At 74.0% G+C, this 7,809-nt stretch carries 7 protein-coding genes; 6 read left to right on the plus strand and 1 reads right to left on the minus strand.

Annotated elements, in window-relative coordinates; all coding sequences use genetic code 11:
- From PSH25_RS33755 to PSH25_RS26820, 6 genes are all read left to right on the plus strand, one after another.
- The coding region (locus tag PSH25_RS33755) for a baseplate J/gp47 family protein (protein WP_274528004.1) at positions 1 to 2,054 on the plus strand (2,054 nt) is incomplete at its 5' end.
- Positions 2,035 to 2,550 (plus strand): phage tail protein, encoded by a 516-nt coding sequence (locus tag PSH25_RS26800; RefSeq protein ID WP_238661675.1) that lies wholly within the window; start codon positions 2,035 to 2,037, stop codon positions 2,548 to 2,550. The genes PSH25_RS33755 and PSH25_RS26800, both read left to right, overlap by 20 nt.
- The gene (locus tag PSH25_RS26805; protein ID WP_238661676.1) at positions 2,547 to 3,476 is read left to right on the plus strand and encodes a carbohydrate-binding protein; all 930 of its coding nucleotides are present in this window, start codon (positions 2,547 to 2,549) and stop codon (positions 3,474 to 3,476) included. Before PSH25_RS26800 ends, PSH25_RS26805 begins: the two co-directional genes overlap by 4 nt.
- Complete coding sequence (locus PSH25_RS26810; protein ID WP_238661677.1) at positions 3,473 to 3,934, plus strand: hypothetical protein; 462 nt, start codon at positions 3,473 to 3,475, stop codon at positions 3,932 to 3,934. Before PSH25_RS26805 ends, PSH25_RS26810 begins: the two co-directional genes overlap by 4 nt.
- A 31-nt stretch (positions 3,935 to 3,965) precedes the next feature.
- Complete coding sequence (locus tag PSH25_RS26815; RefSeq protein ID WP_238661678.1) at positions 3,966 to 4,721, plus strand: hypothetical protein; 756 nt, start codon at positions 3,966 to 3,968, stop codon at positions 4,719 to 4,721.
- Between the two features lie 50 nt (positions 4,722 to 4,771).
- A complete protein-coding gene (locus PSH25_RS26820) occupies positions 4,772 to 6,994 on the plus strand; it encodes a hypothetical protein (RefSeq protein ID WP_238661679.1) in 2,223 nt (740 codons plus the stop codon).
- A gap of 19 nt (positions 6,995 to 7,013) precedes the next feature.
- Here the strand turns inward: PSH25_RS26820 and PSH25_RS26825 are convergent.
- On the minus strand, positions 7,014 to 7,809 hold a 796-nt coding region (locus PSH25_RS26825), incomplete at its 5' end, for a DUF6807 domain-containing protein (protein WP_238661680.1).

Here is a 7,809-nt window from a genome sequence, read left to right on the forward strand (position 1 = left end):
CCGGGCTCGGCCCGCAGGCCAAGGCGTACCTGGTCGACCGCTGCTCGGGCACTGTCACCTTCGCCCCGGCCCTCGACCTGCGGCCCCCCGCCGGGGCGACGCCGCAGGGTGGGGTCACCGCCGACGCGGCCGCACCGGCGAGCACCGTGCCGCCGGTGACCGTCGCGGCGGTGCCGCCGGCCGGGCGGCAGATCCGGCTCTGGTACCGCGCCGGTGGCGGGCCCACCGGCAACGTGGCGGCGGGCACCCTGACCAGCCTGCGTGACCCCCTACCCGGGGTACGCGTGGACAACCCCGCCCCGGCGGCCGGCGGCCGGGAGATGGAGGCGCTGGAGTCGGTGCTGCTGCGCGGCCCGTACGAGTTCTTCGCCCAGCAGCGGGCGGTCACCGCCCGCGACTTCGAGGTCCTGGCGACCAGCTCCGGCGCGGTGGCGCGGGCGCGGGCGTTCACCCGCGCGGCGGTGTACAGCTTCGCCCGGCCGGGCGAGGTCGAGGTGGTGCTGGTGCCGTACGTGCCGGAGGCGGCCCGTCCGGGTGGTCGGCTGCCGGTGGCGGTGCTGCGCGAGCACGAGGTGCCCGAGGCGCGCCACCGGGTCGAGGCGGACCTGGAGGAACGCCGGATGGTCGGCATTCGCTCCGGGGCCACCTGGGCGCGGTTCAAGGCGGTGTCCGTGCGGGCCCGGGTGGTGGTCCGCCGCGAGGAGGACGTGGACGCGGTCCGGCGCCGCATCCACGACCGGCTGCACCAGACGTTGAGCCCGCTGCCCACCGCGCTCAACCCGACCGGCTGGCCGTTCGGCGAGCCACTGCGGGCGTCCAACGTGTACCGGCTGCTGGAGCACGCCGAGCCGGGGGTGCGCTACGTCGAGTCGGTGCGGTTCGTGGTCGACGAGGCGCCCGACGCCGGCGTCCGCGCCCTCGCCGTGGACCAGTACCAGGCCCGCACCTGGTACGCCGGGCGCGGCCCGGTGCTGTTCCGCTCCAGCAACGGTGGCGCGGGTTGGGAACCGGCCGGTCGCTTCGACGACGAGACGGTGCTGCGGGTGGCGCCCGCGCCCGCGCCGGTACGGCCGGGCATCGTCGCGCGTCCCGGCTCGGTGGCCGTGGTGACGCTGCGCGCCTCGGGCGGCTCCCGAGTGCACCTGAGCACCGACCTGGGCGAGACGTGGTCGCTGCTCACCGACCTGGACTCGCGGATCTCCGACGTGGCCTGGCTGGACCGCGACGGCGCGGGCGCGCTGCTGGTGGCCACCGACACCGGCCTGTACGAGGTGTCGCTGCTGCCCGGGGCGGTGCCGTTGCAGATCCTGGTCGACCCGTCCGACGCCGACCGGGGCTTCTACGCGGTGCGCACGTTCGTCTCCGAACGGGGCGCGCCGGGGGTGGCGGTGGCCGCGCAGGCCAGCTTCGGGGTGTACCTGTCGACAAGCGGCGGCCGACCCGGCAGCTTCAGCCACGTCGGTCTGGCCAACGTGGACAACCGGGTCCTCGCCGTGCAGTACGACGGCCCGGCCACCCTGCTGTGGAGCGGCGCGGGCGAGCCGGATCCGAAGAGGCCCGGCCAGGGCTGTCATCGCACCCGGCTGTTCGAGTCCGACGTGAAGTGGCAGTCGATGCAGGCCGGGTGGAGCGGCGGTACCTGCCGGGACCTCGCGTTCGCCGGCCAGCAGGCGGTGGCGGCCACGCAGAGCGGCGGGGTGCTGCGGTTGGACACCCTGGCCGCCCAGCCGCAGTGGCAGGCGGTGTCGGTCAACTGCGGGTTGCCGTTGCGAGACCGGACCCGGTTCGTGCCGGTCGACGCCGTCGCGGTGAGCGGCCCGACGGCCGGCAGTGTGACGGCGGGGGGCGCGGCACCCGCCGGCATCGGCGCGGCGGAGCGGCTGATCCTGGCCAGCGGTGAACGCGGCGTGCACCGCAGCGCCGACGCCGTCACCTGGACGCCCAGCGCCAACCAGGCCACCGCCGACGTGGTGACCGTCCCGGATACCTGGCTGCTCTGCTCCGGCGAGCACGACATCGAGGTGGTGCGCCAGGATGCGACGCTCGGCGATTGAACGGCTGCTGCCCGCCGCCTACCAGCGGGCCTGCGTGCCGGGCAGCGTGCTCTGGGCGCTGCTGGATGTGATGGAGGGGCTGCACGCCCCGGACGAGGCGGTCCTCGCCGAGGTGGACGCGCTGTTCGACCCGTACCGGGCGCCGGACGGGCTGGTCGTGCGGTTGACCCGCTGGGTGGCGATGGACCACGTGGTGGCCTCTCCCCGGCCGGACGCCCCGCTGCCGCTGCCGGTGGGTCGGCTGCGCGACCTGGTGGCCAACGCCGCCCTGCTGGCCCGCTGGCGCGGCACCCCGTACGGGATGCGCCGGGCCCTGGAGTTGGCCACCGGCATGTCGGGCTTCGCCATCGACGAGCCGGCCGAGCGGGCCTTCCACGTCGTGGTGCGGGTACCGGCCGCCGCCGCCAATCAGCTCGCCCTGATCACCCGCATCGTCGAGGCGGAGAAACCCGCCTCGGCCACCGTCGAGATCGTCCTGGAAGAGGAGTCGTCATGACCACCGAGTGGGCGGTCGTCGCCGCCGCCGAGCAGTTCACCCTCGACCCGCGCAACAGCGGCGAGCTGACCTTCACCGTCTCCAACCCGGGCAACGCGCCGGACACTGTGGTGTTCGACGTGGCGCCCGGTGACGGCTCCCAGCGGGCGTGGTTCACCGTCGCCGAGCCCCAGCGAGTGGTACCCGGCCAGGGATCGGTGTCGTTCCTGGTCAAGCTCGCCGTGCCGGCCGGCACCCCGCCCCGGCGCTACGACATGACCGGGTTCGCGTACTCGGCCAACACCGCGCCGGAGGAGAGTTCCCGCTCCAGCGGCCGGGTCACGTACGAGGTGCGGGCGGTCGCGCCGCCACGGCGTACCCCGTGGTTGTGGATCGCCGCCGCGGCGGCGTTGGTGCTGGTGGTGGTCGCCGTGGGGGTGGTGTTGCTGACCCGCGACGGCGAGCCAGCCCCCGGCGAGCCGCGGGTGGTCACCGTCGAGGCGGAGAGCCTGGTGGAGGGCGCGGTGATCAAGTCGCCGCAGAACAGCAAGGCGGCCGTGGGCGCGCAGCCCAACTGTTGCGGGGTGACCTGGTCCGGGGACAAGCAACTCTTCTTCACGGGGCTGGCGATCGGCGATCAGGTCACCGTGACGGTGCAGATCCCGGCCGACGGCACCTGGCGTTTCGCCGCGGTACGCACCACCTCCTTCGACTACGCCAACACCGTCTTCGCCATCGACGGCAACCAGGTCGGCGGCACATTCCTCGGCTTCACGCCGACGGTGCGGAAGACGGAGTTCCTGGACGTCGGCACGGTCCAGCTCAGCAAGGGCCCACACCAGGTCACGCTGCTGGTGGTCGGCAAGACGCAGGGCACGAGCCGTTACTTCGCGGGCGTCGACGAGATCCGGTTCACCGAGATCGTGGCGCAGGCCGTGGCGCGATGAGTGGTCGGCAGAAGGCGCTGCTGGGCCTGTTCGCCGTCCTGCTGGTGGCGCTGTTCGTGGTCGCGGTCGGCGTGGGCCGCGACGACCAGGGTGATCCGGGGGCCCGGCACGGGTTCGTCGACCGGTTGGGCGCGCTGGGCGGCGAGCGGTCCGCGGTGGATCCGGCGACGGTCAGCGCCGACTGCGCCGACGAGGCGGGCCGGCTGGCGTTCTCCGGCAGCTGCGCGGTGCGGGTCGCTGACCCCGGCGGGCTGCGCACCCTGGTGCTGCGCAGTGCGGCCCGGTTCACGGTCGTCGCCCCGGCGCCCGGCGACGCCGACCTCACCATCCGCGACGAGGTCGAGCCGGCGGCGGACGGGACCGGTGCGGTGGCGAAGATCGCCGTCGACCAGGCCACCGAGGTGGGCCTGGTCTGCCCCGGCCTGGGCGGCTGCACGGTCGTCGTGGCCACGTCCTGACCCCGATCCGGACTGAGAGGAAGGTGCCGCCGTGGGTGACCTGCGCAAGCCGTTCCTGCTGATGGCCATGCTCGCCATCGTCCTGGCGATCGGGGTGGAGCTCGGTGCCGGGCTGCTGCTCGGCGGCGCCGACGCCGGTGCGGCCCTCGCGGACAGCGCCGGCGCGCTGGACGTGGAGATCGACGACGTGTCCGGGGTCAGCGAACCGTCCGGCCGGGGCACCGGCTACCTGGCATTGATCGACGCGGTGGCGGTCTGGAGCACCGGGCTGTTCTGCCTGGGTCTGCTGCTGCCCGAGCGCGTGCAGGGTCGGGTGCAGGGCGTGGCAAGCCTGATCTTCTCGATCATCCTGATCATCGTCGGGCTGGTCGCGCTTGTCGTCGCGTTCGTGGAGCTGTCCATCATGGTGTCGCTCTTCCTGGCCGTCCCGTTCGGCACCCTGGCGTACCTGGCGCTGTGGGGGTTCTTCCCGGTCGGCGAGGCGGCCGTGCTGCTCGGGCTGGTGCTGCTGCTCAAGCTGGTGTGGGCCGGGATGCTGGTGCTGGCCCAGCCGCGCTTCCTGCAGAACAAGGGCCTCGTCCTGCTGATCCTCACCACCCTGCTGTGCACGGTGGTGCTGGAGTTCCTGCACAACCTGGTGCCGGTGATCCTGGTCAGCATCGTCGACGACGTGGCGGCGCTGGTGTTCGCGATCATCGCGATCGTCTGGGGGCTGGTGCTGTTGATCGGGTCCATCCCGGCGATCGTCAAGGCCGTCCGAGTCACCGCCGCCCTACCGACCCGTTGACGTTTGCGGTATCGGCAGCGCCCGGGTGGTTTGTCTGTGACCCTGACGGCGTGGACAGGACGCCCGGGCGCGACGCCGTTGAGCTGCGCGTGCACGGCATCTCCGGAGTCACCGCCGAACGGATTCTCGACCACCCGATCGTGACCCGGGTCGCCGGGAACACGCACGCGGGCTTCTTCCGGCCCCGGCCGGGCAGCGGCACCGCCGGCGGGGCCACCGACGGAGTCGCCGTCGAGGCGTACCGCTGGGGTTCGCTGACCGCCGGCGCGGCGGTACGCACGGCCTCGATGTTGCTGCTGCTGCCCTTCATGCTGAGCAACCTGGCGATCTGGCTCCGGCCGCCGGGGCACGACCGGTGGGGGCTGCTCGGCGTGCTGTGCCGGTTGCTCGCCGGCACCCTCACCGCCACGTTCATGCTGGCGGCGGTGGGCGTCACGCTGGACCTGGTCGGCTGGCAGTGCGTGCCGTACCCGGGGTGCCGGGCCGGCCGCCCCTACCTGGCCTGGCTCTACACCCTCCCGACCGGGCCCCGGCTGGCCCTGCTGTCGATCGGTCCCCTGCTGGCGCTGCGGGTCGTCTGGGCCATCGGCACCCGGTCGGCACGGACCTTCGAGGGGTTCGGCCCGTCGTCGGCGCAACGCCGGCCCGGCGACCGGACCGCCAGTCTCACCGACGCCGGCTTCTGGCAGGACGAGCAGACCACCGGGTGGTTGCGACAGCTGCACGTGGTGCTCGGCATCGGGACGCTGAACGTCGCCCTGCTCGCCGGCATCACACCGGGCGGCGTGGGCGCACCCGGTCACGACGTGCTGTTCGGGATCGCCGCCGGGCTGCTCATTGTCGCGGTGATCCTGCTCGCGCTGCCCGTGCCCGCCAGCCGGGCGAGGGCCCGACGGCTCCTGCGCCCCCTCTGGGCGGCCACCGTGGTGGTGACCGTGTGCTGCCTCGGCGCGGCCACGCTCGCGGACCCGACACCGGTCGGCCTGGGCAAGCTGCCCGGGTACGAGGGCGCCGCCGCCGGGGTGGTCGCCACGCAGGGCGTCCTGCTCGTCGTGCTCACCGTCGTCACGTACACCCGCCAGCGTGCCGCCCGCGGCGACGAGCGCCCCTTCCTGCGCGGGCTCGGCACCCCGATCATGGCGGCGGCCGCGGTCAGCGTCGGCGCCGCCTTCACCGCGACCCTGGTCTACCGCGTCGCGGACGTCCTCGACCACGGCAACATTCCCGACCCGATCCGGCCCAACCCGCCGATCGTCGGTCCGCTGGAGCCGCCGGTGGCCTACTGGTGGGCCGCGCTCGCCGGGCTCGCCGCGCTGCTGATCGGCGCGGCGGTGACCTCGGCGACCCTCCTGCTGACCCGCCGGCGGCGACGGAGTCTGGCGGCGCGGATCACCGCGCGGGACTACCCCGACGTGCCGGCGCAGGACGCCCACCGGCTGCGCCTGGTCCGGGAGGCCATCGCCCGGTCCCGGATCACCGAGGAGCTCGGCCCGGTCCTGGTCGCGTTCCTGCTGATCGCGTCGATCGGGCTGGCCACCGTCGCCTTCGACCTGATCGGGATCGGTCCCACCCAGCTGGCGGACCGCCTGGGTGGGCACGGTGGCGGGGCCGGCGTGCTCGCCGCCTACGTCACCGACGCCGGTGTCTGGGTGATCAGCCTGCTGGTGCTCAGCCTCCTGATCCTCGGTTTCCGGGCGTACCGGTCAGCCCAGACCCGGCGGGTGGTGGCGGTGCTGTGGGACCTCGGCACGTTCTGGCCCCGAACGGTCCACCCGTTCGCGCCGCCCTGCTACGCCGCCCGTGCCGTCCCGGAGTTGGCGAAACGGGTCACCGGGCTCACCGCGCGGGGACCGGTGATCATCTCCGGACACAGCCACGGCTCGGTGCTGGCCGCCGCCACCATCCTGCAACTATCGCCGTCGGTGCTGGCCCGGGTCTCGCTGTTGACCTACGGCTCACCGCTGCAACGCACCTACGCGCGGCTCTACCCGGCTTACCTCGGGCCGCGGACCCTGCACGACCTGGGCGGGCGGATCGGCTGGCGGTGGCGCAACCTGTGGCGCGACACCGACCCGATCGGCGGCCCGATCTTCCCTCCGGGCCCGGACGGCCCACCACCCGGCGTCGACATCGACACTCGACTGCGTGATCCCCGCAGCCTGACCGTCGACCCGGCGGACACCGTGCCACCGCCGATCGAAGGCCACTGGCCGTACCACACCCAGGCCGCGTACCAGGTGGCGATCCGTGAGCTGACCGACCGGTCCGGCTGACCACCGGGTCCGCGCAGTTTCACGGCACCGTCGTGGCCAGGGCGGCGACACCGTCCCGGTCGAGAGTCCCGTCGGCCACCCAAACCCGGTACCGGCCGTGCCTGCTCCCACCGGCCGGCACCACCGCCGGACGGTCGAACGCGAACGCCACACAGACGCCCGGATACATCCCGGTCCGCACGAACCACCGGTCGTCTCGGCCGAGGCCCGTGAAGACCAGGGTGTACGCCCCGCCGCCCGACCGGACGCCGGTCAGCGCGAGCCACGGCGCCGCACTGCCGTTGACCGTCTCCTCACCGACCGCGTCGGCGGTGAACACCGCCGGTTCGCCGTCGGCGGCGGCCCGCCAGAAGAACCCGCCGTAGCCGGCCCCGCCCGGGCGGCCGTTGGTGGCCGGGCTGCCCAGGTGCACCTCCCGATCGGCCGGGGCGGTGAGGACGGAGTCCACGTCGAGCCGCCAGGTGTCCGGCGCGACCGCCGACACGGCGAGACCTCGTCGTTCGGTCAGCAGCACCCCGCCGGCCCGGTCGCGCCACTGGAGATCGTGCGCGTACCGGCCCGGGGACCGTTCGACCTCGCCGGTGTGCGCGATGACGCCGTGGTCGTCCCGCCAGGTGTAGCCGACGTCGCGGACGTAGGTGCGCCCGCCCCAGAGGTTGCTGCCGTCGACGTCCTGCACCGCGAGGGACGCGCCGAGGTGCCACACGTGGTCGGCGGGGAGCGCGTCGGTGACCACCGTTCCGCCGAGGGTGCGGACCGGGTGCAGGTACGGTCGGGGTCCGTGCCGCGGGTCCAGCGCCGGGTCGAGCACGTAC

The organism is Micromonospora foliorum (assembly GCF_022229015.1).
Lineage (GTDB): Bacteria > Actinomycetota > Actinomycetes > Mycobacteriales > Micromonosporaceae > Micromonospora > Micromonospora foliorum.

Bases quoted from the DNA above. Each gene is read 5' to 3' on its own strand.
- PSH25_RS26805 (WP_238661676.1), top strand. From the start codon at position 2,547: ATGACCACCGAGTGGGCGGTCGTCGCCGCCGCCGAGCAGTTCACCCTC.
- PSH25_RS26810 (WP_238661677.1), top strand. From the start codon at position 3,473: ATGAGTGGTCGGCAGAAGGCGCTGCTGGGCCTGTTCGCCGTCCTGCTG.
- PSH25_RS26800 (WP_238661675.1), top strand. From the start codon at position 2,035: ATGCGACGCTCGGCGATTGAACGGCTGCTGCCCGCCGCCTACCAGCGG.